The sequence below is a fragment of the Brevibacterium linens ATCC 9172 genome, assembly GCF_900169165.1.
In the GTDB taxonomy this organism is placed as follows: Bacteria; Actinomycetota; Actinomycetes; order Actinomycetales; family Brevibacteriaceae; genus Brevibacterium; species Brevibacterium linens.
This window is the reverse complement of sequence record NZ_FXYY01000024.1, coordinates 21,635-48,470: the sequence shown is the minus strand read 5'-3', so window position 1 is coordinate 48,470 and position 26,836 is coordinate 21,635. Positions and strand designations below refer to the sequence as shown.

General features: G+C 65.1%; 22 protein-coding genes. 18 read left to right on the top strand and 4 right to left on the bottom strand.

Translation table 11 applies throughout. The features are described 5' to 3' along the window. The first annotated feature begins 538 nt into the window (after positions 1-538). Positions 539-796 carry a hypothetical protein gene (locus tag BLIN9172_RS14780; protein WP_127363988.1) on the top strand — a complete coding sequence of 86 codons (258 nt, stop codon included), beginning with the start codon at positions 539-541 and terminating at the stop codon, positions 794-796. A 537-nt stretch (positions 797-1,333) separates the two neighbouring features. On the opposite strand, the gene BLIN9172_RS14775 is transcribed toward BLIN9172_RS14780, so the two are convergent. Further along, on the bottom strand, positions 1,334-1,738 hold the full coding sequence (locus BLIN9172_RS14775) for a hypothetical protein (RefSeq protein WP_101555719.1): 405 nt from the start codon (positions 1,736-1,738) through the stop codon (positions 1,334-1,336). A 383-nt stretch (positions 1,739-2,121) separates the two neighbouring features. Between BLIN9172_RS14775 and BLIN9172_RS14770 the strand changes: the two genes are divergently transcribed. The 3 genes from BLIN9172_RS14770 (at position 2,122) to BLIN9172_RS14760 (ending at position 6,569) form a co-directional block, all read left to right on the top strand. Beyond that, entirely contained in the window at positions 2,122-3,330 is a 1,209-nt protein-coding gene (locus BLIN9172_RS14770; protein ID WP_101555718.1) for an acetyl-CoA C-acetyltransferase, read from the top strand. A 1-nt stretch (position 3,331) separates the two neighbouring features. Further along, positions 3,332-5,509 (top strand): 3-hydroxyacyl-CoA dehydrogenase NAD-binding domain-containing protein, encoded by a 2,178-nt coding sequence (locus tag BLIN9172_RS14765; protein WP_101555717.1) that lies wholly within the window; start codon positions 3,332-3,334, stop codon positions 5,507-5,509. Positions 5,510-5,648: 139 nt separating this feature from the next. Next, entirely contained in the window at positions 5,649-6,569 is a 921-nt protein-coding gene (locus BLIN9172_RS14760; protein WP_101555716.1) for an NADP-dependent oxidoreductase, read from the top strand. A 64-nt stretch (positions 6,570-6,633) separates the two neighbouring features. On the opposite strand, the gene BLIN9172_RS14755 is transcribed toward BLIN9172_RS14760, so the two are convergent. Next, the gene (locus BLIN9172_RS14755) at positions 6,634-7,260 is read right to left on the bottom strand and encodes a TetR/AcrR family transcriptional regulator (protein WP_101555715.1); all 627 of its coding nucleotides are present in this window, start codon (positions 7,258-7,260) and stop codon (positions 6,634-6,636) included. A 134-nt stretch (positions 7,261-7,394) separates the two neighbouring features. Here BLIN9172_RS14755 and BLIN9172_RS14750 point away from each other — a divergent pair, with 134 nt between their 5' ends. The 4 genes from BLIN9172_RS14750 (at position 7,395) to cls (ending at position 13,919) form a co-directional block, all read left to right on the top strand. Then, positions 7,395-9,008: a carboxyl transferase domain-containing protein gene (locus BLIN9172_RS14750; RefSeq protein ID WP_101555714.1), complete on the top strand. Its 1,614-nt coding sequence runs from the start codon at positions 7,395-7,397 to the stop codon at positions 9,006-9,008. Positions 9,009-9,025: 17 nt separating this feature from the next. Continuing rightward, the gene (locus BLIN9172_RS14745; RefSeq protein ID WP_205751064.1) at positions 9,026-11,035 is read left to right on the top strand and encodes an acetyl-CoA carboxylase biotin carboxylase subunit; all 2,010 of its coding nucleotides are present in this window, start codon (positions 9,026-9,028) and stop codon (positions 11,033-11,035) included. A gap of 47 nt (positions 11,036-11,082) precedes the next feature. Further along, positions 11,083-12,255 carry an acyl-CoA dehydrogenase family protein gene (locus BLIN9172_RS14740; RefSeq protein WP_101555712.1) on the top strand — a complete coding sequence of 391 codons (1,173 nt, stop codon included), beginning with the start codon at positions 11,083-11,085 and terminating at the stop codon, positions 12,253-12,255. A gap of 191 nt (positions 12,256-12,446) precedes the next feature. Then, entirely contained in the window at positions 12,447-13,919 is a 1,473-nt protein-coding gene (cls, locus tag BLIN9172_RS14735) for a cardiolipin synthase (RefSeq protein WP_101555711.1), read from the top strand. 109 nt (positions 13,920-14,028) lie between these two features. Here cls and BLIN9172_RS14730 read toward each other — a convergent pair whose 3' ends face one another. Together BLIN9172_RS14730 and BLIN9172_RS14725 are read right to left on the bottom strand one after the other, a co-directional pair. Further along, positions 14,029-15,000 (bottom strand): hypothetical protein, encoded by a 972-nt coding sequence (locus BLIN9172_RS14730; RefSeq protein WP_101555710.1) that lies wholly within the window; start codon positions 14,998-15,000, stop codon positions 14,029-14,031. A 186-nt stretch (positions 15,001-15,186) separates the two neighbouring features. After that, on the bottom strand, positions 15,187-16,008 hold the full coding sequence (locus tag BLIN9172_RS14725) for an HAD-IIA family hydrolase (protein ID WP_101555709.1): 822 nt from the start codon (positions 16,006-16,008) through the stop codon (positions 15,187-15,189). Positions 16,009-16,164: 156 nt separating this feature from the next. Here BLIN9172_RS14725 and BLIN9172_RS14720 point away from each other — a divergent pair, with 156 nt between their 5' ends. From BLIN9172_RS14720 to BLIN9172_RS14675, 10 genes are all read left to right on the top strand, one after another. Then, entirely contained in the window at positions 16,165-16,527 is a 363-nt protein-coding gene (locus BLIN9172_RS14720; RefSeq protein WP_101555708.1) for an ArsR/SmtB family transcription factor, read from the top strand. An 83-nt stretch (positions 16,528-16,610) separates the two neighbouring features. Then, a complete protein-coding gene (locus tag BLIN9172_RS14715) occupies positions 16,611-17,141 on the top strand; it encodes an SRPBCC family protein (protein WP_101555707.1) in 531 nt (176 codons plus the stop codon). A gap of 140 nt (positions 17,142-17,281) precedes the next feature. Then, positions 17,282-17,812, top strand: a complete 531-nt coding sequence (locus tag BLIN9172_RS14710) for a MaoC family dehydratase (protein WP_101555706.1) — start codon at positions 17,282-17,284, stop codon at positions 17,810-17,812. Positions 17,813-17,820: 8 nt separating this feature from the next. Beyond that, positions 17,821-18,624: an HpcH/HpaI aldolase/citrate lyase family protein gene (locus BLIN9172_RS14705; RefSeq protein WP_101555705.1), complete on the top strand. Its 804-nt coding sequence runs from the start codon at positions 17,821-17,823 to the stop codon at positions 18,622-18,624. Between the two features lie 14 nt (positions 18,625-18,638). Continuing rightward, the gene (locus tag BLIN9172_RS14700) at positions 18,639-19,304 is read left to right on the top strand and encodes a peptide deformylase (protein ID WP_101555704.1); all 666 of its coding nucleotides are present in this window, start codon (positions 18,639-18,641) and stop codon (positions 19,302-19,304) included. A 48-nt stretch (positions 19,305-19,352) separates the two neighbouring features. Beyond that, a complete protein-coding gene (gene msrA / locus BLIN9172_RS14695) occupies positions 19,353-19,883 on the top strand; it encodes a peptide-methionine (S)-S-oxide reductase MsrA (protein WP_101555703.1) in 531 nt (176 codons plus the stop codon). After that, the gene (locus BLIN9172_RS14690) at positions 19,871-20,746 is read left to right on the top strand and encodes a nitroreductase family protein (RefSeq protein ID WP_240812165.1); all 876 of its coding nucleotides are present in this window, start codon (positions 19,871-19,873) and stop codon (positions 20,744-20,746) included. The genes msrA and BLIN9172_RS14690 overlap by 13 nt, the downstream gene beginning before the upstream one ends. Continuing rightward, complete coding sequence (locus BLIN9172_RS14685) at positions 20,743-21,996, top strand: MFS transporter (protein ID WP_101555701.1); 1,254 nt, start codon at positions 20,743-20,745, stop codon at positions 21,994-21,996. The genes BLIN9172_RS14690 and BLIN9172_RS14685 overlap by 4 nt, the downstream gene beginning before the upstream one ends. A gap of 141 nt (positions 21,997-22,137) precedes the next feature. Continuing rightward, positions 22,138-25,923: an efflux RND transporter permease subunit gene (locus BLIN9172_RS14680; protein ID WP_170286930.1), complete on the top strand. Its 3,786-nt coding sequence runs from the start codon at positions 22,138-22,140 to the stop codon at positions 25,921-25,923. 24 nt (positions 25,924-25,947) lie between these two features. Next, on the top strand, positions 25,948-26,709 hold the full coding sequence (locus tag BLIN9172_RS14675; protein WP_101555700.1) for a CPBP family intramembrane glutamic endopeptidase: 762 nt from the start codon (positions 25,948-25,950) through the stop codon (positions 26,707-26,709). The last annotated feature ends 127 nt before the right edge of the window (positions 26,710-26,836 follow it).

Genomic DNA, 26,836 nt, shown 5'->3' with positions numbered 1-26,836 from the left:
GAGACGGTGGCCGTGGGCGACGGAATTCGCACGACTCTGGCACGCGGCTCTGAGCCCACCTACACGATCATTGTCCTGACCGATTCGCTCCTGCTCGAGCACGACGCCGCAGGGTCTGGAGGAGACCTTGGGAAACATTTGTGGAAGAGACCGGTGAGAGACCGGGACACTACTTCCTGCCCTCGCACCGCGTTCGCACTCGAATCCGAGTGAGCCCCTTGCCATCAAGCGAATCGGTGGATCAAGGTTAAGAAGTACAAGGGTAAGACCGGCTACCACACCTGCCACTCCGAAGGGTCATGGCAGGTTGGATGGTCGGTGAAGCCAACCAGATGCACCAAACCCAAAGCTGGCACCTATGCTGATTCCTACTACCGATTTGACGCTTCGCTCTTCGTGAAGGGCAGCCCAATCACTCTCGGAGTGGGCCTGCACTACCGCACGTCCAAATCAGGGGCCGTAAAAACTTGGCAGGTTGGCGGCTAAGATTGAATCACTTCTGGAGGCAGTCCGGACTAGACAGATGCAGGTGAAAGACATGGCGACCGAACAGCGTGAGCGACTCATGTCGGCGACAGAATGGAAGTTCATTGGCTTCCTCGCCCTTGCCTTCATGCTGACTCCGATCTTTTATGGCCTTCCGCTACTTAGCCCATTGTTCGCCATGAGCACGAGCGTCCGGACACACAGAACGAAAATGGTATGGCTCTGGGTCGTTGCGTCGCTCCTGGTTTTGATGTCGATCGCACCGTTCCTCCTCAGGCTCGCTGGACTGAGCAATTTCGTCGTTGAATAACGATGTTATTTGTCACCCTTGGTGCACATACAGTGCGGACCTGAATACAGCGAACCCCTAATGCAAACAACCCCTGAGCCTCATCGCCAGGGGTTGTTTGCACGGATCCACCCGTTGCCCATATCCCGCGTGTCACCCCTGGTAACTCTCGCGTGCCTGGCGTTTAGCTTCGTGCATGATCGTCAGGCACCTGAACGCAAGTGATCTCGGTAGGACCGTGACTCTACCGACCCTCGCAGCTCTAGGCCGATGCCGTACCGATGCCGTAGTGGCACACTCCACTCCATTACCCTCGAAACCACCATCGACACCAGCAACCTCCGCATTGGCAACCACCTCCACTTGGTACCCAACGACGCGACCGTGTACGTCACCACCGGAGTGAGCGGCGTCAAGTATGGCACCACGCTCGGCAAGTGGGATAAGGGCGATCCAGTCTGCGATTGGCAGGACTTCCTCATCTCGCAGGGGTACAGGTTCAAGAGTGACGGATACTTCGGTGACGACATCGTGAAGGGCACGAAATTATACAGACGCTCAGCGCTTCTTCACCGGTTTGAACGACGTCGAGCACTTCCACGTCGTCTTGCCCTTCTTTGCCGTCACGGTCACCTTGACGGCCTTACCGGGGGTAGCGCCGGAGATGTAGTACTTCAGAGAGGCCTTGCCCTTCTTCGATGCGGTGGCCTTCTTCTTCGTTTTCGTCGTTTTGTAGTGCGCGCGGGTCTCGACCTTGGCCTTCGAACCGACCTTCGAGACGTTGGCCCAGGTGTTCGAGTACTGGCGGGGCTTGGAATTCGACATCTTCACTGCGCATTTCTTCGTCGCAGCTTCGGCGGGTGCCGCGTCGACGGCGATGGGTCCGGCGAGCAGACCGACTGCAAGGGTCAGTGCCATGAGCTTCGAGCCCGTCTTCGTGCGGGCAGGGGTGGTCAAGGACATGATTCTCCAGGGGGATCAGAACTGATAAGTCGATTCATCATAACCACTTCTGTTGTCAAAGCTAATCGGCATTCCGGGCGCTCCTCGACAGCGGTCCGGTGAGGGCCTGGAAGAGGGGCTGAGTGCGGATGGGATGGCCCGTCGAGCAGCTCGAATGCCATGTGTTGATCATCACTGGAAACTGGTAGACAATAGAAGGGCACACTACTGAACGATTGATCAGTCAGCTCGATTCCCGTCCGACCTCGCCCGCGCTCCACGCGCGTTCGAGCACGGAATCGGACCGGCGGCAATCGTGAAGCTGACACAGGAACCCAACATCGGGCCGTTCGCCGGGGTCTCTGCCGAGACCTCATGCACGGCCCTCAGACTGTGAGGAACATATGAGCGAAGCGTTCATCTATGACGCAGTGCGCACCCCACGCGGTAAGAACCGCGGCGGGGCGCTGCACAGCGTCAAGCCCATCGATCTCGTCACCGGCCTCATCGACGCCGTACGCGAGCGCAATCCGGACCTCGACGACTCCCAGATCGACGACATCGTCCTCGGCGTCGTCTCTCCAGTCGGCGAACAGGGCAGCGACATCGCCCGTGTCGCCGCGATCGCCGCCGGCCTCGACGAGTCCGTCGCCGGCGTTCAGGTCAACCGCTTCTGCGCCTCCGGGCTCGAAGCCGTCAACATCGCCGCCCAGAAGGTCGGCTCCGGATTCGAGAACCTCGTCCTCGCCGGTGGCGTCGAATCGATGTCCCGTGTGCCGCTGGGATCCGACGGCGGAGCCTGGGCGCAGGATCCGACGACGAACTATGACACGTACTTCGTGCCCCAGGGAATCGGTGCCGACCTCATCGCCACCACCGAGGGCTTCAGCCGTGCAGACGTGGACGCCTTCGCCGCCGAATCGCAGAAGCGAGCCGCCGCGGCCTGGGAGAACAGCCTCTTCGAAAATTCGATCATCCCGGTCAAGGACATCAACGGCATCACCGTGCTCGACCGCGATGAGCACATGCGTCCTGGATCGACCGTCGAATCGCTGTCGCAGCTGCCACCGGCCTTCGCTAAGCTCGCCGCACAGACCGGATTCGACGAGGTGGCTCTGCAGAAGTACCACTGGGTCGAAGCCATCGACCACGTCCACACCGCCGCAAACTCCTCCGGAATCGTCGACGGCGCAGCGCTTGCCATCCTCGGCGATGAGGAGGTCGGTCAGAAGATGGGAATGAAGCCCCGCGCCCGCATCGTCTCCACCGCAGTCACCGGGTCCGAACCCACCATCATGCTCACCGGTCCGACCCCGGCGACGAAAAAGGCCCTCGACAAAGCGGGACTGACCGTCGACGACATCGATCTGTTCGAACTCAACGAGGCATTCGCCGCAGTCGTGCTCAAGTGGATGAAGGATCTCGACATCCCTCATGAGAAGGTCAACGTCAACGGCGGAGCCATCGCCATGGGCCACCCGCTGGGCGCCACCGGCGCCATGATTCTGGGCACTGTCCTCGACGAACTCGAGCGCCGCGACCTCAAGCGTGGACTCGTCACCCTGTGCATCGGCGCAGGCATGGGCATCGCGACGATCATCGAAAGGGTCTGACATGACGAACACTGAAACCACAGCTGCCGACTACCAGCGCAACACCGATGCCGATGGCATCGTCACCGTCGTCATCGACGAGCCCGGCGCCAAGGTCAACACCATGAACGACTACTTCGCGGCCGCCCTCGAGGCGACCGTGGAATGGCTCGAAGCCAATGTCGACGACATCAGCGGTGTCGTCCTCACCTCGCCGAAGAAGACCTTCTTCGCCGGTGGCAACCTCAACAAGCTGCGTGAAGCCGACCCGGCCAATGCCGCAGAGGAATTCGAGGCTGTCGAACACCTCAAGAAGGTGCTGCGCCGACTCGAGACCTTCGGCAAACCCGTTGTCGCCGCCCTCGGCGGCGCGGCCCTGGGCGGCGGACTCGAACTCGCTCTGGCCGCCCACCACCGGATCGCGGCCGACGACAACCCGAGCGCCCGCTTCGGCTTCCCCGAGGTCTCACTCGGCCTGCTGCCAGGAGGGGGCGGAGTCGCCCGGTCGGTGCGCATGCTCGGCATCCAGACCGCGCTGCAGAAGACCATCCTGCCGTCGACGAAGTTCAAGGCCGCCGACGCCCAGGCGCTCGGCCTCATCGACGAACTCGCTCCTGCGGCCGAACTCGAATCCAAGGCCAAGGCCTGGATCAAGGCCAACCCCGAGGCTGTGCAGCCGTGGGATGTCAAGGGCTTCAAGATCCCGGGTGGCTCGCCGTCCTCGCCGAAGATCGGCGCGATGCTTCCCGCTCTGCCGTCCCTGCTGCGCAAGCAGGGCAAGGGTGCACCGATGCCGGCTCCGCGAGCCGTGGTCGCCGCTGCGGTCGAAGGCGCACTGGTCGACATCGACACCGCGCTGACGGTCGAGTCCCGCTACTTCGTCAACGTCACCCACACACCGGTGGCGAAGAACATGATCAAGGCGTTCTTCTTCGACCTCGGCCACATCAACTCCGGCGGCTCGCGCCCTGACGGTGTCACACCCCGCCAGGTGAAGAAGCTCGGCGTGATCGGCGCCGGAATGATGGGTGCCGCGATCGCCTACAGCGCTGCGAAGTCCGGTATCGAGGTCGTCCTCAAGGACGTCGAGCTCGCCAATGCGGAGAAGGGCAAGGCCTACGCCGCCAAGCGAGAGGAATCGGCTCTGGCCAAGGGCAAGACCACCGAGGCGAAGTCGCAGGCCGTCCTCGACCGGATCACCCCGAGCGCCTCGGCCGAGGATTTCGCCGGTGTCGACTTCGTCATCGAAGCGGTCTTCGAATCCGTCGATCTCAAGCAGAAGGTGTTCGGCGAGATCCAGGACATCGTCGAGCCTGATGCGGTCCTCGGTTCGAACACCTCGACCCTGCCGATCACCGACCTGGCCAAGGGCGTCACCCGGGACAAGGACTTCATCGGCGTCCACTTCTTCTCGCCGGCCGACAAGATGCCGCTGGTCGAGATCATCTGCGGTGAGAACACCTCCGACGAGGTCCTCGCCCGCACCTTCGACCTCGTGCAGCAGATCCGGAAGACTCCGATCGTCGTCAACGACTCCCGCGGATTCTTCACCTCCCGTGTCATCGGCACCTTCATCGCCGAGGCGGTCGCCGCCGTGGGCGAGGGAGTGGAACCGGCCAGCGTGGAACAGGCGGCCCTGCAGGCCGGGTACCCCACCGGTGCCCTGCAGCTGCTCGACGAGCTGACGCTGACCCTGTCGCAGAAGATCAACAAGGAGACCCGCGACGCGGTCGAGGCCGCTGGCGGCACCTGGATAGCCCACCCCTCCGAAGCCGTCTTCGACTGGATGGTCGAGCAGGGACGGACCGGACGCAAGGACGGCGCCGGCTTCTACGACTACGACGAGAACGGCAAGCGCACCACGCTGTGGGCCGGTGTGCGCGAGAAGTACGAATCGGGATCGAATGATCAGCCCTTCGCCGATCTGCAGGAGCGGATGCTCTTCGCCGAGGCGATCGAGACGATCAAATGCCTCGACGAGGGTGTGCTCACCTCGGTGCCGGACGCGAACATCGGTTCGATCTTCGGCATCGGATTCCCCGCGTGGACCGGCGGCGTGCTCCAGTACGTCAACCAGTACGAAGGCGGACTGGCCGGCTTCGTCGACCGGGCGAATGATCTGGCTGCGAAGTACGGCGAGCACTTCACACCGCCGGCCTCGCTGGTCGAGCGCGCGAAGACCGGGGAGACCTACGAATAAGTCGCAGGTCAGCTAGGCCCTGCCTGACCCCATGATCGCCGAGGCGGGGCCGGCCCCCGGAATAGCCTGTTGGCCTTCCGGTGTTGTTCAGTGGCACTGAGACTTCAGTGTCACTGACATCTACCGGAAGGCCATTGCTATGCGTGCCGCCGTCTATGACGCCTACACCGAGAACTTCGACGACATCACCGTCCGCGAGCTGCCCGATCCGAAGCTGCCGCCCGCCTCGGTGCTCATCGAAGTCAGGGCCGCCGGAGTCAACCCGGTGGATTGGAAGCTCGTCGGCGGGCACCTCGACCCGTTCATGCCCACGCAGTTCCCTGTCATCCCGGGCTGGGACGTCGCCGGTGTCGTCATCGGACTCGGCTTCGACACCCCGGAATTCTCCATCGGCGATGAAGTCGTCGCCTATGCGCGCAAGGACGTGCTCGGCGGCGGAACCTTCGCCGAGAAGGTCGCGGTGCCGGTTCATGCCGTAGCCGCGAAGCCGAAGAGCCTGAGCTGGGAACAGGCAGGCGGACTGCCGTTGGCCGGCGGCACCGCTCTGCGGATCCTCGATTCCCTCGGCGACCTGGAGGGCAAGACCGTGCTCATCCACGGAGCATCCGGGGGAGTGGGCAGTTTCGCCGTGCAGATCGCCCGGGCGGCCGGAGCACGCGTCATCGGCACCGCCTCTGAAGCTAACCACGAGTACCTGCGTGGGCTCGGCGCTGAACCCGTGACCTACGGCGACGGTCTGGTCGAGCGTGTCCTCGAGGCCGCCGGCGGTAAGGTCGACGGGGTCGCGGACTTCGTCGGGGGAGTCCTCGACGACACCCTGGCCGTGCTCGCCGAGGGCGGGGCGCACGCCTCGGTGGCCGATCCCAGCGTGGCCGAGCACGGCGGACGCTACATCTGGGTGCGTCCCGACGGCTCCGAGACCGCACGCCTGGGCCGCCTCGCCGACGAAGGGAAACTCACGGTCGCCGTCGCCGGCACCTACGGCCTCGACGATGTCCCCCAGGCCTTCAAGGACAGCGCCACCGGACACGTCCGCGGCAAGCTCGTCATCGTGCCCTGAATATCGGCTATACCGTCCTCGGTGATCGAAATATCGCCGAGGCGGGACTCGGCTGATCCGGTGATCAGCTGAGTCCCAGCGCCGCGGCCGCTGCGGCGCGCAATTCGACCCCGACCACCTCGGCGCTGGAGCGACGAGCCTGGTGCGGGGTCGAATTCATCATCCCGAACGCCGCATGCACGCGCACAGTGGCCGATTCCAGAGTCCACGCCGGGTGGGCGGCCTCGACGACTTCTGCCCACCGGCTGACATAGGCACGCTGCAGGCGGCGCACGGTCCGTCGCGATTCGTCCGGCAGCGCTTCGAGGTCGCGGTCCTGAATGCGGATGAGCTCGGGCTCGCCCATGGCGAAGTCGACATGGAAGTCGATGAGACGTCGCAGGGTCTGAGCCGCCTCGGTGGGGGTGATCCCCGAGGCGGTATCCCAGGCCGCGGAGACGATCTCCTCACCTCCGGACTGCAGATAGGCGGAGATGCCGACGAGCAGCTCCTCGAGCACGGCCTCCTTCGACGAGAAATGCCGGTAGACCGCCGGCGCCGAGATCCCCGCACCTTTGCCCAGGTCGTCGAGGCGCACACCGTGGAAGCCGTGCCGGGCATAGAGCGTCTTCGCGACCTCGAGCAGCTGCTCGCGTCTGGCCGCCTTCGCCGCTGCCCGCGCCGTCGGTTTGGCCTCGTTCGAGATCGACATCCGGCCTCCTTCCCTGAGCCTGATGCCCGCCGTCGCTGAAGACGTCGGTGCGGTCGAACTCATGCGTTGTCAGTTCTGCCTGTGAGCAGTATCATAGCAGTCAGTTAAGAATCATTAACTGAAATGAGGATGGAATGAGAGCAGTGGGAACTGCGGTCAGTCCGGCGACGGGGCAGGTCAACTCCGAGGCCCACGCCGAACTCATCGCTGAACTCCGGGAGCGCATTGCGGCAACGGCCCGCGGCGGTTCCGAGAAGTCCAGGCAGCGTCATATCGATCGTGGCAAGCTGCTGCCGCGTGAGCGCGTCGAGCATCTCCTCGACCCCGGTACTCCCTTTCTCGAACTCTCCCCGCTGGCCGCGGGCGGCATGTACGACGACGCCAGCCCGGGAGCCGGAATCATCACCGGCATCGGCCGGGTCGCCGGACGCGAATGCGTGATCGTGGCCAATGACGCCACCGTCAAGGGCGGCACCTACTACCCGGTGACCGTGAAGAAGCACCTTCGGGCTCAGGAGGTCGCCAAGGAGAACAGCCTTCCGTGCATCTACCTCGTCGACTCCGGTGGCGCGAACCTGCCGAACCAGGACGACGTCTTCCCCGACCGTGAGCACTTCGGCCGCATCTTCTTCAACCAGGCGACGCTCTCAGCTGCCGGCATCCCGCAGCTGGCCGCCGTCATGGGCTCCTGCACCGCCGGCGGCGCCTACGTCCCGGCCATGGCCGACGAATCGATCATCGTCTCCGAACAGGGCACGATCTTCCTCGGCGGCCCACCCCTGGTCAAGGCCGCCACAGGTGAAGAGGTCACCGCCGAAGAACTCGGCGGCGGCGCACTGCACTCCCGCGTCTCCGGCGTCACCGACCACCTCGCAGCCAATGACCCCCATGCGCTGGAGATCATGCGCGACATCGTCTCCACTCTCGGACCGAAGAGCACCCCGAACTGGGACGTCATCGAGCCTCGCATGCCGGCACACTCGCCTGAGGAGCTGACCTCCGTCGTACCCGTGGACTCACGCACCCCGTACGACGTCCGCGAAGTCATCGCGCGCCTCGTCGACGGATCCGAGTTCCACGAGTTCAAAGCCGAATACGGCACGAGCCTCGTCACCGGATTCGCTCACCTCGACGGACATCCGGTCGGGATCGTCGCCAACAACGGCATCCTCTTCGGCGAATCCGCGCAGAAGGGTGCCCACTTCATCGAACTCTGCGACCAGCGCAGCATGCCCTTGGTGTTCCTGCAGAACATCTCCGGATTCATGGTCGGCCGCGACTACGAAGCCGGCGGCATCGCCAAACACGGCGCGAAGATGGTCAACGCCGTCGCCACCGCCCGCGTCCCGAAGTTCACCGTCGTCATCGGCGGCTCCTTCGGCGCCGGCAACTACTCGATGTGCGGCCGTGCGTACTCCCCGCGCTTCCTGTGGATGTGGCCCAATGCCCGCATCTCCGTGATGGGCGGCGAACAGGCCGCCAGCGTGCTCTCCACCGTCAGACGCGACCAGCTCGAAGCTCGCGGCGAAGAGTGGAGCGCAGAGGCCGAAGACACCTTCAAGCAGCCCATCCGTGACCAGTACGAAGCCCAGGGCAACCCGTACTACTCGACGGCACGTCTGTGGGATGACGGAATCATCGAACCCGGTGACACCCGCCAGGTGCTCTCCCTGGCCCTCGACCTTGCCCGCTTCGGACCGATGGAACGCCCGCTGAATGCCAGCGGCTACGGCGTCTTCAGAATGTGAGCCCCACCATGACGAAAATGTTCACAACAGTCCTCATCGCCAACCGCGGCGAGATCGCCCTGCGCGTCATCCGCACCTGCCGCCGCCTCGGCATCCGCACTGTCGCCGTCTACTCCGACGCCGACGCCCAAGCGGCCCATGTCAGGGCCGCCGACACCGCGGTCCACCTGGGCCCGGCGGCCGCGTCCGAGTCCTACCTGCGCATCGACAAGGTCATCGCCGCCGCACAGGCCACGGGAGCCGAAGCCATCCACCCCGGCTACGGATTCCTGTCGGAGAACGCCGAGTTCTCCGCCGCCTGCGCCGAGGCGGGAATCGTCTTCCTCGGCCCCGGAGCCGAGGCGATTCGGACGATGGGCGACAAGATTACCGCGAAGCAGGCCGTGTCCTCCCGCGGCGTGCCGCTCGTTCCCGGCACGAAGGACGCCGCGATGAGCGACGAGTCCCTCATCGCCGCCTCGTCGGACATCGGCTTCCCCGTGCTCATCAAGCCCTCCGCCGGTGGCGGCGGCAAGGGCATGCACGCGGTCTTCGAGGCCGGCAAGCTCGCCGAGGCGCTGGTCACCGCCCGCCGTGAAGCCGCGAGCTCCTTCGGCGACGACACGCTGTTCCTCGAACGCCTCGTCGCCACCCCGCGCCATATCGAAGTCCAGATCATGGCGGACGCGCACGGCAACGTCGTCCACCTCGGCGAACGCGAATGCTCCCTGCAGCGCCGCCATCAGAAGGTCATCGAAGAAGCTCCCTCGGCGCTGCTGGACGAAGAGACCCGCGCCCGAATCGGCCAGGCCGCCTGCGAGACCGCGAAATCCGTCGGCTACGTCGGAGCCGGCACCGTCGAATTCATCGTCGGGGCCGACCGCCCCGACGAGTTCTTCTTCATGGAGATGAACACTCGACTGCAGGTCGAACACCCCGTCACCGAGGAGGTCACCGGAGTCGACCTCGTCGAACTCCAGCTGCGCGTCGGCGCGGGCGAAGAGCTGCCGCTGACCCAGGACGCCATCACGCTGACCGGGCACTCGATCGAAGCGAGAATCTACGCCGAGGACCCCTCGCGCGGATTCCTGCCCACCGGCGGTCGCGCCCTCGACGTCGTCTTCCCGGACGGGGAGGGCATCCGCGTCGACGCCGGGCTCGAAGCCGGGCAGACCATCGCCTCGGACTACGACCCGATGATCGCCAAGCTCATCGTCCGCGCCGATGACCGCGCCCAAGCCATCGCCCGCCTCGATTCCGCGCTCGCCGCCTCGGCGGTTCCGGGAATCGTGACGAACATCGACTTCCTGCGCACCCTCATGAGCCTGCCCGAGGTGGTCGCCGGCGAGCTCGACACCTCACTCATCGACAACCTCGGCGAGGATCAGCTGGCGCACACCTCCGGTGAGACCCACGCGCAGCTGGCAGCCGCCGCCGTCACGGTCACCGGGGGAGCGGCAGGCACGACCCTGACGGGACCGGTCACAGCCGCCGACCTGTCGGCGAATCGGTCGACCGCCTCGGCGTGGGCAGGACCCAGCGCCTGGCGCACCTCACGCCCGGACTTCCGCCCCACGGTCACCCTGGCCGCCGGAGGACGGACAGCCGAAGTCGAGGCTCGCGCGGGAGCCGTCGACGTCGATGACGACGGACTGTGGCACGTCACCCTCGACGGGATCCAGCACACCGCCCGGATCTTCTCCGATGCCCGCGACCGCAGCATCTGGGTGAGCACCGACACCGGGATCCACGTCTTCAACCGGCCATTGGCCGATTCGTCCCTGACACCGGGACTCGAAGGCGCCGAGGTGCTCGCACCGATGCCCGGCTCCGTCGTCGACATCAAGGTCGAGACCGGGGACGCAGTGGAACAGGGAGACCCGATCGTCGTCGTCGAGGCGATGAAGATGGAGCACGTGCTCACCGCACCCGCAGCCGGAATCGTCACCGTCACCGCCGTCGAAGGCGCCCAGGTCGCCCTCGACGAGGTGCTCGCCACGGTCGTCGACGAAGCCGCAGCCGAGGCCGTCGCAGACGCCGCCGAATAGTCACCAGCCACTCACACCACAACCACGCCACAAGCGGGGAGGAAACAATGGAAACCTTTGTTCCGGGAATGCTGCCCGAAGAATACGACGACCTGCGTCAAGGTGTCGCGAAATTCGCCGACGAAGAGGTCGCACCCGTCTCAGCCGAACTCGACGCCAAGCACGAGTTCCCCTACGACCTCGTTGCGAAGATGGGCGAGATGGGACTCTTCGGCCTGCCCTTCGACGAAGAGTACGGCGGCATGGGCGGCGACTACTTCGCCCTGTGCCTGGCCATCGAAGAACTCGGCCGGGTCAACCAGTCCCTGGCCATCACCCTCGAGGCCGGGGTCTCGCTCGGAGCGATGCCGATCTACCGCTTCGGCACCGAAGAGCAGAAGAAGGAATGGCTGCCGAAGCTCACCGACGCCTCTGGCCTGGCCGCCTTCGGCCTGACCGAACCCGAGGCCGGATCGGATGCCGGCGGCACCCGGACCAAGGCCACGCTGGAGAGCGGGACTTGGACGATCAACGGCAGCAAGTGCTTCATCACGAACTCCGGCACCGACATCACCCGCCTGGTCACCGCCACCGCCGTGACCGGAACCCGATCCTCTGGTTCGGGCCGCGAAGTCCCGGAGATCTCGACGATCATGATCCCGACCGGCACCCCTGGCTTCACCGCCGAACCGGCCTATGACAAGGTCGGCTGGAACTCCTCGGACACGCACCCGCTGACCTTCGACAATGTGCAGGTGCCCGAAGAGAACCTGCTCGGCGAGCGCGGACGCGGCTACGCGAACTTCCTGCGCATCCTCGACGAGGGCCGCATCGCCGTGGGTGCCCTGTCCGTCGGCGCCGCCCAGGGCTGCGTCGACGAATCCGTGAAGTACGCGAAGGAACGCCAGGCCTTCGGCAAGCCGATCGCCGACTTCCAGGGCATCTCCTTCAAGATCGCCCGCATGGAAGCCCGCGTCGTCGCCGCCCGGTCGGCGTACTACCTCGCGGCTTCGCGGATGCTCGCCGGACTGCCGTTCAAGAAGGAAGCCGCCATTGCGAAGATGATCGCCGGCGAAGCAGCCATGGACAATGCTCGCGACGCCACCCAGATCCACGGCGGCTACGGCTTCATGAACGAATACCTCGTCGCCCGCCACTACCGCGACTCGAAGATCCTCGAAGTCGGCGAAGGCACCACCGAGGTCCAGCTCATGCTCATCGCCCGCGAACTCGGACTCTGAGCTCAGTTCATCGCCTGTCTCAGGTGTGGGTGCCGACCTCCCGTCGGTCACTCGACCGAGCTTGAGCACCATCATCGCCCGCCGAGGCGGCGCCGCACATCCGTACGGACGTGCAGGTCCGCCTCGGCGGGCGATATTCTTATCCGACATCACCGTGAGGTGAGACGGCGACCGAAGGGGAGTGGGAGCACATGGATCTCAGCATGGTGGCATCGGTGGCGACGACGACGTGGATCGTCATCGAATACATCGTGAAGATCATCGCGGTCGGTGTGGTGCCGGAGAACCGTCGCCCGTCATCGTCATCGGCGTGGCTGCTGCTCATCCTGTTCGTGCCGATCGTCGGCATTCCCGCATTCCTGCTGCTCGGCAGCCCGTATATCGATCAGCGCCGCGCCCGGATCCAGGCCGAAGCGAACGAACTCATGCACGAAGGTGCCGACGACCTGCCCGATGTGCCGCCGTCGCTGGTCGCAAAGCCCGAATTCGTCTCCGTTGCCCAGCTGGGACGGGCACTGACCGCGCTGCCGATGGTCACCGGCGACAGCCACGGGGTGATCTCGGACTACGAGGCGTCGATCAAGCGGATGGCCGAACTCGTCGACGGGGCACACGAATACGTCCACGTCGAGATCTACATCATAGCGTGGGACTCGACGACCGATGTCTTCTTCCGGGCGCTCGAGCGAGCGTCGGCGCGCGGGGTCGAAGTCCGTGTCCTCTTCGACCACATCGGGTCGCGGAAGTATCCGGGATTCCACCGGCTCGGCAAGCGACTGAATGCAGCCGGCATCGAATGGCACCTGATGCTGCCGTTCATTCCGTGGCGCGGCAAAGCTCGCCGCATCGACCTGCGCAATCACCGCAAGCTGCTCGTCATCGACGGCAAGCGGGCGATGATGGGTTCGCAGAACATGATCGATTCGAGCTACCTCAACAGGAAGAACTCTCAGATCGGCCGGAACTGGCACGACATCATGGTCGAGCTCTCCGGGCCCATCGTCGCCGGAATCGAGGCGGTGTTCTCCACCGACTGGTACTCCGAATCGGGACAGGCACTGGGCATCCGCCCGTACGAGCGCGACGGCAACGAGCCTGAAGTCGGCGGGGCGACGAGTGCGATGCAGCTGGTTCCTTCGGGGCCCGGGTTCACGACCGCTCCGAACCTCAAGGTCTTCACTTCGATGATGTACCTGGCGCAGAAGCGTCTGGCCATCGTCAGCCCCTACTTCGTGCCCGACGAATCACTGCTGGCCGCCGTGGAGACCGCGGCCAGGCGTGGGGTCGACGTCGAACTCTACGTCAGCGAACAGGCCGACCAGTACATGGTCGATCGGGCACAGTCGTCCTACTACCGGTCGCTGCTCGAAGCGGGGGTGCGGATCTTCCTGTACCCGAAACCCGCCGTGCTGCACACGAAATGCTTCATCGTCGACGACCTCTATGCCGTGATGGGCTCGTCGAACATGGACATGCGCTCCTTCGGCCTCAACTACGAGATCAGCCTGCTGACCACCGGCGGGGACCTGGTCGATGACATCGTCGACGTCGTCGCCGGCTACCAGGACGTCAGCCGCGAACTCACCCTCGAGGAATGGGAGAAGCGGCCGTGGCCCCGCCGCTATATGGAGTCCGTCATGCGCCTGACCTCATCGCTGCAGTAGCCGGGCGGGGGACAGGCTGCTTCGCCGAGAAACGGGCTGCGGCACGGCTGCTTCGCCGAGAAACGGGCTGAGTGTCGAGAAACGGGCGCGCACGTGCGTTTCTCGACACTCAGCCCGTTTCTCGCTGATCAGTTGTCTCGATGGCCCGCTTGATCGCAGCGAAGATGCGAGGCCTGAAGAGGTCGCCGAAGCTCAGGTTGAAGACGGTGAAGCCGGCATTGAGAAGATCCATATTGCGCTGATGACTCAATTTGGCCGCCTCATCGGGGCCGTGAGGGTTGAGATAGAACTTGCCGAGACCGTGGACTTCCACTGCGACAGCAGCGAACCTGTGCCGAAAGTCATTGCGTCCGATGAACCTTCCCGACTCAGTGAAGGTGTCGACCTGCGGGACCATTCCGGTGATTCCGAAGCGATGGAACTTGACCGCACAGACCGCCTCGGCCGGAGATTCATATTCGGCGCTCGAAAGATCAACGGCCAAGAGGGCTCTTCGGCGTCCGCGTTGCCCTTTCGCCAGCAGATCGGTGATGTCTGCCCGGCCCACCTCTCCCGAGCGGAGTGCTTGAGAGATGAGCGGGACGGAAACCTCGAGCGAACGGTCCAGAGCAACGTCAGCCAGAGTCCTGGGCAGAGCAGTGACGGGATAGGCGAACGCGGATGAGACTTGTTCCGGTGGAAGTCTGCGCGAGTAGATGAACACACCATCGTAATTGCGGGTAGGGGAGTCCCTGGAGATCTCGACTTTCGACGATTCGAGAACGGCTGGGTCAAGACGGTGGATGAGCGCAGCCGAAACATGGGAGAACACATCCCCAGGCAGAAGCTCATCGAGGCGGCATGCGATCTGGACCCGCAGCTCCTCGGCTTCGTCCCGCAGATCTCCGAAGGTTTTCGGGAACGAAGTGTCGCGATCCGCGGATAGACCGCGGATGGGTCCGTGATGGTCATCATCACACGACTTGCGGATCACGTAGTGACCCTTCCTGACGAGGCGCAGGCAGCACCGCTTTGCTTCGGCCAACTGTCTGCGGGACATGCCGAGTCCACGGAGCTGCTTCGTCGTCAGCACTTGGAGCATCTATCAAGGATGACTCCAAAGATTCGCAAATGCAAGCAAATGCTATTAAACGTTAGGTTGTGTGGGGACTGGTTCCATCGAAAAACGGGCTGTGTGTCGAGAAACGGGCGCGCACACCCGTGTTTCGACACCCAGCCCGTTTCTCGGCGCCTGGGGTGTGTCGGCAAAGGCGAAGGAGTATGTGCCTCAGGCGGAGCCGGTGGTGTCGGGGCCGAGCTCGCCGCGGCTCTCCAGCGGCACGTCGAGCAGCTCGTGGACGCCGTCGACGATCTCGTTGGGTCGGAACGGGAAGCGGCGGACATCCTCGGCGGTGGAGATTCCCGAGAGCACAAGGACCGTGTGCATGCCCGCTTCCATGCCCGCGATGATGTCGGTGTCCATACGGTCGCCGATCATCGCGGTGCTCATCGAATGGGCGCCGATCCTGTTCAGCGCCGAGCGGAACATCATCGGGTTCGGCTTGCCCACGACGTAGGGCTCGCGGTTCGTCGCCTTCGTGATGAGTGCGGCGATGGCGCCGGTGGCCGGCAGGACGCCCTCGGGGCTGGGGCCGGTGGCGTCCGGGTTCGTGACGATGAAGCGGGATCCGGCATCGATGAGGCGGATCGCCTTCGTGATCGCCTCGAACGAATAGGAGTGGGTCTCACCGACGACGACGAACTCGGGGTCGTGCTCTGTCATGACGAACCCGGCCTCGTGGATCGCCGTGGTCAGCCCCGCCTCGCCGACGACATAGGCCGTGCCGTGCTCGACCTGGTTGGACAGGAAATCCGCGGTGGCCATCGCCGAGGTCCAGATGTTCGACTCGGGGACGTCGAGTCCGTTCGAGCGCAGCCGGGCGGAGAGGTCACGGGCGGTGTAGATGGAATTGTTCGTCAGCACCAGATAGGGGATGTCCGCCTGACGCCACTGGGCGAGCAGCTCGGCGGCTCCCGGCAGGGGATTGTTCTCCTTGACCAGGACACCGTCCATATCGGTCAGCCAGCAGTCGATCGAATCGCGATCCATGTCTCTCCTCGAACTCGGGGTGGGCCGAAGCGGCTGCTTCCAGCCTAGTCGGGTTGGGCGCAAGTGTGCTGAGGAGTCCGATCCGATGATGCGCGCCCCTTGACGGGGCGGGCGAGGAGTGTATTGTAGTAAGAACTTAATTAAGGGGATGCTTAAATGAGTGTGGATCACGTCTTCGCGGCGCTTGCCGATCCGACGCGTCGGGCGATCATCGATCGTCTGCGCTCAGGAGACAAGACAGCAGGTGAGCTCGCAGAGCCGCTGCCGATCAGCCGTTCGGCTGTCTCCCAGCACCTCAAAGTGCTCGAGGCGGCAGGACTCATCACGAGATCGAAATCCGCGCAGCAGCGCATCGTCGCCCTCAACCCTGATGCCCTCACCGAGGCGGCCGGCTGGCTGCAGGCGGCCCACGACGACTGGCAGCAGCGCTTCGACAACCTCGACCGCGTCCTCGCCGAGGAGGTGCCCACCGACCTTTCAAGGACCGACCCGTCAACCGCAGATCGAACTGCGGGCTGACCATCGACCGCAACGACGTACCGCGCGACGCAGACATCACGCACGACGCAGACTTCATGCACGACTCAAGGAGGAGAGCAGCGATGAACGCCGAGAACGCAGCCAACAGAGCTAACGCAGCCAACACAGCTAACGCAGCCAACACAGCGACCGATCCGAACAGCGCACAGGCGGGAGAACCCGGCTTCACCATCGTCCGCGAATTCGCCGCACCGCGCGCCCGCGTCTGGGAGGCCTGGACGAATCCGGACGTCATGGCCCGCTGGTTCCACCCCGAAACGTTGGTCACCCCACGCGAATCCGTCTCCGTCGACCTGCGGGTCGGCGGCGAATACACCTATACGATGCGCATTCCCAACACGGGACAGGAGTTCCCGACGGCCGGGAAGTACCTCCACATCGACGAGCCCGTCCGCCTCGACTTCACCTGGGGGAGTCCCGGCGAGGTCGACGATGCCCCGCGCGTGAGCGTCGAACTCGAGGAGATCGACGCCGACCGCACCCGCATGACATTCACCCTGACCGGCCTGCCGGGTGACTCGGGGACGGATGCGAGCGCGTACGACGGCTGGTCTTCGGCCTTCAGCGAACTCGATACCGAGGTCAGCAGCTGATCCTGAGCGCGCCGACGCGGCCCATCCGGACTCCATGCCGGATGAGCCGCCTCGGGAGTCCGCTTCTTCGTACCGACCCCGGGTCGCAGGGGTCCGGTGAATGGCGATAAACTCAAATCACGACGAGTGAGGAGCGTTACATGAGTGACAAGGTCATTGCCCAACGTGGTCTGTGGCTGGACGAGATGGAAGTCGGCGCCACCTACAAGCACGCACCGGGCCGCACCATCACCGAGGCGGACAACACGTGGTTCACAGCCGTGACCATGAATACCCAGGCCCTGCACCTCGACGCCGCCTGGTCGGCCACCGAACCCTTCGGTGAGCGCCTCGTCAACTCGATGTTCACCCTGGCCACCCTCATCGGCCTGTCCGTGTCCCAGCTGACACAGGGCACGACCGTGGGAAACCTCGGCTTCTCCGAGGTCAGCTTCCCCTCCCCGATGTTCCACGGCGACACCCTCTACGCAGAGACGACGATCCTCGACAAACGCAATTCGAAGTCCCGTCCGGGCCAAGGCGTCGTCACCTTCGAACATCGCGGCTACAACCAGGACGGCAAGCTCGTCGCGAAGGCTGTGCGGCAGGCGATGATGTTCGACTCCAGCCACGACTCGGCAACCACGACGTCCGCGGCCGAGTCCGCCGACCAGACCGACACCGGAAAGTGAGCGCCCATATGTCTCTCGAGTTCAAACCCGCCTGGCTCTTCGTCCCCGGCGATCGCCCCGACCGGTACACGAAAGCTGCCGAACGCTCGGATATCGTCATCCTCGACCTCGAGGACGCCGTCAACGAGGCCGACAAAGCCGCCGCTCGGGAGTCCATCGTCGACTTCCCCCTCGACCCCAGCCGCACGGTCGTGCGGGTGAACTCCCACGATTCGGGCCACCTCGGCGAGGACCTCAAGATGCTCGCACGCACCGACTACACGGCCGTGATGCTGCCGAAGGCAGAACTCGCAGCGGATCTGTCGATCCTGTCGGGCTTCCAGGTCATCGCGCTCATCGAAACCGCGCTCGGCGCCGTCAACGTCGCCGAGATCGCCGCCGCCCCGAACGTCTACGCGCTGATGTGGGGATCCGAGGATCTCATCGCCGACCTCGGCGGAGGCTCTTCACGCAAGGATGACGGCGGCTACCGGGACGTAGCCAAGCATGTGCGCAGCCAGACCCTGCTCGCCGCCCGGGCCCACAGCAAGTTCGCTCTCGACTCGATCTGGGCGGACATTCCGAACCTCGAGGGCCTCGCCGCCGAAGCCGAGGACGCCGTGCAGTCGGGCTTCTCCGGTAAGGTCTCCATCCACCCCAACCACGTGCCCGTCGTCCGCGACGCCTTCCGCCCCAGCGACGAACAGCTGACCTGGGCGCGATCGGTGCTCGACTTGGCGAAGACGGAGAAGGGCGCGTTCTCCTTCGAAGGCAAGATGATCGACGCCCCGCTGCTCAAGCACGCCGAACTCATCGTCGCCCGCGCGAACTGAAGAGACATCACCTCGTGAACGCCGCCGATGCACTGATCGCCGACCAGATCCGCGCCGTCCTCACCGCCGCCGAGGCGGGAGACGGGACCGCGCCCATCGTCGAGGCCGGGGACCCCGTCCTGCGCACCGACACCCGCCCCTTCGACGGGCAGGTCGATGACGCCGAGCTTGAGAAGCTCGCCGAGGTGATGCGAGCAACCATGCTCGCAGCCCCCGGAGTGGGCCTCGCCGGGCCGCAGGTGGGCATCGGCCTGTCGATGTTCGTGGCAGAAGACCCCGGTGCCCGCGATCCCGAAGTCGCGAGGGTCCGGCAACGGGAGCCGATGCCGCTGCGAGTCGTCCTCAACGCGGGATACGAACGCGCCGGCGCAGACGACGTCGCCTTCTATGAAGGATGCCTGTCGATCCCCGGCTACCAGGCCGTCGTCGCCCGCCCCCGCACGATCGCGTTGACGGGCGTCGACCTGCAGGGCAACCCCATCGCCGAGGAGGTCTCCGGCTGGTCGGCGCGCATCGTCGCCCACGAGACCGACCACCTGTCCGGGATCCTCTTCCTCGACAAGGCCGAGATGCGGTCCTTGTCGACGAACGAATCGGTCGCGACATTCTGGCATCAGCCCTCGACGCAGAAGGCCGCCGCCGAACTCGGCTTCTCCCTGCCGTCCGGCCTGGTGATGTGAGGCGAGACCTGCTGGGAATAACCTGCGCGCGTCATCGTTATACGGTGCATGAGCGATCTTCGTACCCTCACCCTCGGCGCCGGCTGCTTCTGGTGCCTCGATGCCGTCTATCAGCGGACCACCGGCGTGAGAGAAGTGATCTCCGGCTACACCGGCGGACACACCGACGATCCCGGCTACCGTGAGGTCTGCTCCGGGATGACCGGCCACGCCGAGGCCCTGCAGGTGACCTTCGACGCCGACATCGTCCCCGAAGACGTCATCCTCGGACTGTTCTTCACCGGCCATGACCCCACGAGCCTCAACCGCCAGGGCTACGACGTCGGCACCCAATACCGGTCGGCCATGTTCTACCGCGACGAGACCGAGAAGCAGCACTTCGCCGAAGCCATCGAATCCGCGCAGACCCTCTTCGACGATCCGATCGTGACCACCCTCGAACCGCTGGGCACCTTCTATCCCGCCGAGGCGGTCTACCAGGACTTCTACACCGCGAACCCGGACAACGGCTACTGCCGTGTCATCATCGACCCGAAACTGCGCAAGGCCCGCACCGCCTTCGCCGAGTGGGTGAGCTGATGGGCGGCCACAAGAAGGACAAGGGCAAGAAGTCCGCACACAAGAAGCACAAACGAACCACAGACGCGGGCGACGCCTGCGAAGTGACCAAAGATCGGGTCCGTGCCCACTTCCTCGACGGCAACACCGGCCCGTGGGCGAAGAACCTCGCCGCGCAGGACGCGCAGACCGCCCGCTCAGCGCAGAGCGAGAACTACGCTGACCTCGCCGAGGATGCCGCCGCCTCGGCGAGTGACCGAACGGCAGCCGTGACGCCCAGCCGCCGCGGACCCGACTACTCGGTGCCGTCATCGATCGACATCGTCGCCGATCCCGTCCTCCACGCTCTGAGCACCCGACGGTCGATCTCGAAGGTCGACCCGGAGACCCCGAACGATTCCGACCTGCTCGAGATCATCCGATCGATCTCCTCGGTCGCCGACCACAAGTCACTGCGCCCCTGGCGCTTCCTCATCATCCGCGGCCACGACCGGCACCGCCTCGGCGACGCCCTCGACGAAGCCGCCGGAGTGGTCCGCAAACCCGGCGAGACCAACACGAAGCCGCTGCGGGCAGAGCTCCTCCTCGCCCTCGTCTCCTCACCGGTCACACATGACAAGGTTCCCGAATGGGAGCAGCACGCCACCGCCGCCGGTGCCGGCCACCTGCTCGAACTCGCCCTGTGGCAAGCCGGCTGGGGAGTCATGTGGCGCTCAGGCACACTGACGAACACCGAACCGGTCCGCCGCCTCCACCGTCTTGCCGATCACGAGCTGCTCATGGGCTGGTTCTACATCGGAGCCGTTTCCGAACGCTACCGACAGCGGCTGACCACGAGCACCCGCCCCCTGCCGAAGCCCGAACAGTTCCTCGATACCCTGTGAGCACACCCGACACCGAGGCTCCGGAAACGCGCCGCCTGCCCAAGGAGATCTACGTCCTCGTGGCAGCGGCCTTCATCGTCGCCCTCGGCTACGGAATCATCGCTCCCGTCCTGCCGCAGTTCGCAGCGAGCTTCGACTTCGGGGTCACGGCCGCAACCATCGTCGTCTCCTCGTTCGCATTCTTCCGGTTCGTGTTCTCACCCTCGTCTGGCCGCCTCGTCGATGCCTTCGGTGAACGCCGAATCTACATCACCGGCCTCCTCATCGTCGCCGCCTCCACCGCGGCCGTCGCCTTCGCCCAGAACTACTGGCAGCTGCTGATCTTCCGCGGGCTCGGCGGCATCGGCTCGACCATGTTCAGCGTCTCCGCGATGGCCCTCATCGTCCGGCTCGCCCCGATCGACGCCCGTGCGAAAGCCTCTTCGACGTATGCGACAGCGTTCCTCGTCGGCAATATCGCCGGGCCCGTCCTCGGCGGTGCGATGGCCGGATGGGGGATGCGCATCCCGTTCGTCATCTACGCCGTCGGTCTGCTCATCGCCGCCATCGTCGTCCGCGTCTTCCTCGGCTCCACCGCCTCATTCGGCTCCTCCACGAAGTCCGGGCGTGCCCGCCTGGAGGCGGAGAAGGACAAGGAGCAGCAGGAAGTCATGTCCTTCCGGGAAGCCTGGAAAGATTCGGCCTACCGCTCCGCGCTCATCTCCGCTTTCGTCCAAGGCTGGTCGGCGATGGGCATCCGTGTGGCCATCTACCCGCTCTTCGCCATCCAGGCCCTCAAAGCCGATACCGCCGTGGCCGGACTGGCTCTGACCATGTTCGCCATCGGCAATGCCTCGGCGGTCACGGTCGTGGGGCGCTTCGCGGACACCGTCGGGCGCAAGCCCTTCATCCAATGGGGTCTGTTCGTCCTCGGCGTGACGACCGCGGCGTTGGCCTTCATCGACTCGATCTGGCTGTTCTTCGCCTTCTCGGTCATCGCCGGAGTCGGATCCGGCCTGGCCAATCCCGCGCAACAGGCCACCGTCGCCGATGTCATCGGCCGCGAACGCAAGGGCGGCCGAGTGCTCGCCCGCTACCAGATGGCCCTCGACGGCGGAGCGATCCTCGGCCCGATCATCGCCGGAGCCGTCGTCGACCACTTCGACTACTCGTGGGCGTTCCTGCTCACCGGTGTCCTCGGCATCATCGCCGCCGGTCTGTGGTTCTTCGGCCGCGAGACCCGACCGAGGCAGCCGGCTTCGACTCAGTGACGCAGGTGCGGCTGGGCGCGCCCCGGTTCTGATTCCGAGAAGTCAGGTTTTCCTCATGGGCGGCTCAGCGGACACTCACTAGGATGGCTCTGTCGGCGTTCTGCGTCGTCGCCCTGTCTACGACAAAGAAAGTCCCCCTCCGTGAGATTCCTGACCCGGCTGAGCTTGAAGAACCGGGCGCTCATCGCGCTCATCTCCGTCGTTGCCGTCATCTTCGGCGTCATCGGAGCCGGTGCCCTCAAGCAAGAGCTCTTCCCATCCCTCGACAACCCACAGGCCACGGTCACCGCCTCCTACGAGGGGGCGACCCCCGAGGCCGTCGAATCCGAAGTCACCGACCCCCTCGAAGGGGCGCTGACCGCACTGCCCGAAGTCGAGGACATGACCTCGACATCCTCGGCGGGCAGTTCGCAGATCACCGTGGGCACGAAGTACGGCGACGACTCCGATGACGTCGTCCGTGCTCTGCAGCGCGCGGTCTCCCAAGTGCAGCCGACCCTGCCCGACGGGGTCGAACCGAACGTCATGATGATGGGCACCGACGATATTCCGGTGCTCGCCCTCTCCGTGACCTCCGACGCCGATGAAGACCAGCTGACCGCGAATCTCGAGGACATGGTCGAACCGGAGCTGAAGAAGGTCGACGGAGTCTCCCAGGTGCAGATTGCCGGTGCGACGACCAAACAGGTCGAGATCAGCATCCGTCGTGACGATCTCGAGGACGAAGGAGCCAACCTCGACGAGGTGGCCGGAATCCTCCAATCCAACGGCGTCCCCACCTCGGCGGGTGAGCTCAAGGGCGCCGACGGCACGGCCCCGGTCGAGGTCGGCACGCGCATCCGCTCGATCGATGCGATCAAGGACCTCGTCATCTCCGGCAAGGACGGACCGATCCAGGTCTCCGACGTCGCCGACGTCAAGCTCGTCGACGAGCCCGTCGAATCGATCTCGCGCACCAACGGACAGCCGTCGCTGTCCGTGTCGGTGATGAAGGAATCCGACGCGAACACCGTCGACGTCTCACACGCGGTGGCCGACAAGCTGCCTGAACTCGAGAAGATGATGGGCGACAACACTGAGTTCGTCTCCGCGTTCGACCAGGCACCGTTCATCGAGCAGTCCATCCACGACCTCCTCAACGAGGGTGGGCTGGGCCTGATCTTCGCGGTCCTCGTCATCCTCGTCTTCCTGCTGTCGGTGCGGGCGACGATCATCACCGCCATCTCCATTCCGCTCTCCCTCCTCATCGCCATGATCGGCCTGTGGATGGGCGGGGAGACCCTCAACATGCTCACCCTCGGTGCGCTGACGATCTCCGTCGGCCGCGTCGTCGACGACTCCATCGTCGTCATCGAAGCGATCCGCAGGCGCCACGCCTCCGGTGGTGACAAATTCTCGAACATCCTCGCCGCCGTCTCCGAGGTGGCCGGGGCCATCACCGCATCGACGCTGACCACGGTGGCTGTGTTCCTGCCGCTGGCGTTCGTGACCGGGCAGACCGGCGAGATGTTCCGGCCCTTCGCCCTGACCGCGACCATCGCCCTGCTCTCCTCCCTGTTCGTGGCGCTGACGATCGTGCCCGTCCTCGCGTACTGGTTCCTCCGTCAGCGTGAAGCGAAGGTCAAACTCACCCGCGCTGAGAAGACCGAGATCCGCCGCAGCCGCAAGTCGATGCTGTCGCAGTGGCGGACAGAGAAGAAGGCGGCGAAGAAGGCCGACAAGAAGCGCGACCTCGTCGCCGCCGGTGCCGCAGCCGAGGACACCGGCCCGCGCGACGATGCCGATTCCTCCCTTCCGGCTGCTGCCTCTGCGCGAGGCGAAGCCTCCACCCGGTCCGAACCGACCGGAGTGGCCGCGGGCGGTCCGCGCTACGGCGAATCCGCAGACGGCACGGAAGCAGTCGACGAACTCGCCGGAATGCACTCGCCGGTGACCCGTCTGCAGAAGACCTATATGCCGGTCATCGGGTTCTCGACGAAGCACCCGATCGTCATGATCCTCATCGCCGTGCTCATCCTCGCCGGCACCGGAGCGATGATCCCGCAGCTGAAGACCGAACTCTTCGGCGACACCGGGCAGGACTCCCTGCAGATCTCTCAGACCTTCGACCCGGGCACGGACCTCGACGAGGCATCGGAGCAGGCGAAGAAGGTCGAGGACATCCTCGCCGACGAATCCGACGTCGACAACTACCAGCTGTCGCTGGGCGGCACGTCATTCGGCTTCACCGACGATTCGTCCCTGACAGGTACCTATATCGTCAACACGAAGTCCGGAGTCTCGGCGCAGTCGATCTCCGCGGACCTGCAGAAGCAGTTCGACGATCTCAAGGGCGCCGGCGACGTCGAGGTGGCGAGCCAGAGCTCGACCCCGGGTGCGCAGACGATCGACGTCACGCTCACGGCCACCGACGCGCAGGAACTCGAAGACGCGACGAAGAAGGTCAGCGACAAGCTCGAAGGCGTGTCCTCGGCACAGTCGGTGACCAGCGATATCGCTGCGGTCCAGCCCGTGATCGAGGTCAAGGTCGACCATGAGAAGGCCGCAGAGGAGAACCTCACCGAGGCGTCCATCGGCCAGTATGTGCAGCGTGCCATGCATGGTCAGCAGATCGGTGAGGTCGTCATCGACGATGTCTCGCATTCGGTGCTGCTCTTCGACCGCAATGCCGACACTGTGGAGAAGCTGCGTGAACTCAAGATCCCGGGCAAGCCGGAAGAAGCGACGCCTGCCGGCGGAGCAGGCGCGGCAGGAGGTGCCGGAGGAGCAGCCGGAGGAGCCGGCGGTTCAGGTGATGCCGGCGCGGCCGGAGGCGCCGGTGGCACGGGTGGCGCTGGTGGTGCGACTGGCGGTGCCGGAGCGGCCGGCGGCACCGGTACGGCAGGCGGCGACCCGAACGCGGGCGCTCCCGTGACCTCGGAGCCGCGCTTCATCGAACTCGATGAGGTCGCCGAGGTCAAGGAGGTCAAGACCGCTCCGACGATCCGCCACACGGATTCGCAGCGCTCGACCACCGTGTCCGTGACCCCGGAGGGCGATGACCTCGGAGCCGTGTCGACCGAAGTGCAGTCCGCCCTCGACGAGGTGGACCTGCCCGATACGGTCGCCGTCGACACCGGCGGTGCCACCCAGGAGCAGAACGAAGCGTTCTCGCAGCTGGGACTGGCGATGCTCGCGGCGATCCTCATCGTCTTCATCATCATGGTCGCCACGTTCAAGTCACTGCTGCAGCCGCTGATCCTGCTGGTCTCGATCCCGTTCGCGGCCACCGGTTCGGTAGCGCTCTCGCTCATCACCGACACCCCGCTGGGGCTGACGTCGATGATCGGTCTGCTCATGCTCATCGGCATCGTGGTCACGAACGCGATCGTGCTCATCGACCTCATCAACCACTTCCGCATCCGCGGGGTCGACCTGCGCACAGCCATCGTCCACGGCGCCCGGCTGCGTTATCGTCCGATCCTCATGACCGCTGCCGCCACGATCTTCGCGCTGCTGCCGATGGCCCTCGGGCTCACCGGCGGGGGAGTGTTCATCTCGAAGCCGTTGGCGATCGTCGTCATCGGCGGCCTGATCAGCTCGACGCTGCTCACGCTCATCCTCGTGCCGGTGCTCTACCTGCTGCTCGAAGGAGTGAAGGAACGCCGGGCCGAGAAGAAGTACGTGAAGAACATGGCCCGCGGAGAGGTCCTCGACGCCGCCGAAGCCCGGGCGCGGCAGCGCGAGACCGCCACGGCGCTTGCCGGTGCAGGTACTGCCGCCGGTTCCGGTGACACCCGGACACGGACAGAAGGGGAGGCTCCCACCGAGGCGCCCGCACCGACTGTGGACCCGACGTCCGCGGATTCGGCCGGGGCCGCCTCGGCGCCGGATGAGACGACGGGGTCCGACCACGTCGACGACGGGCACGGTGAACCCAAACACTGAGCCGTCCCCGCTAGAGTTGAGTCCATGACGACCGAGCTCGAACCGCAGGAGAGAAAGCGCCTGTGGTTCGAGCTCGGCCTCATCGCGGCGCTGTCCCTGGGCCAGGCGTCCGTCTACGCGATCGTGCGCCTGGCAGACATCGCCACGCGCGGACCGATCAGCGACGCCCAGGCGAAACTCAACACCTCGATCTCGCCCCGACCCGGATTCGACCTGATCTACCAGCTTCTGGACATCGGCTTCGCCCTGGTGCCGGTCGCCCTCGGGCTCTACCTGCTCAGTCGAGACCGACCGGCCCGGCCGCTGCCCATCCGGCTCGGAGTCGACGGGCACCGACTGCGCGACCTCGGCCACGGTGCCCTCATCTTCCTCGTGATCGGCATCGGCACCCTCGGGGTGTACGCGGGCGGCAGGGCATTGGGGATCACGGCCGAGATCCAGCCGTCCAACCTCGGCGATCATTGGTGGACGATCCCGGTGCTGCTGCTCTCGGCCGCGAAGAACGGAATCCTCGAAGAGGTGCTCATCTTCGGCTTCGGGGCACTTCGACTGCGGCAGCTGGGGTACGGACCGTGGCCGATCATCATCTCGCTGGCGCTCTTCCGGGCCAGCTACCACCTCTACCAGGGCATCGGCCCATTCATCGGCAACGTCGCCATGGGCATCATCTTCGGCTGGTACTTCCTGCGCAAGGGCAGACTCATGCCGCTGGTGTGGGCGCACGTCATCATCGACGCCGTCGGATTCCTCGCCCCGGGAGTGCTCGCCCTCGTCGACATCGGCTGAGTGTGCCAGGGTTCACCCTGTGTTCACACATGGGTTGAACTCGGGTCAGGTGTCGGTGACAGTCTCGACCGGGTGAGCCCTCCGGTATCGGACCGTATCGTCGGGCTGTCGGAGGGAGCCGGAATCA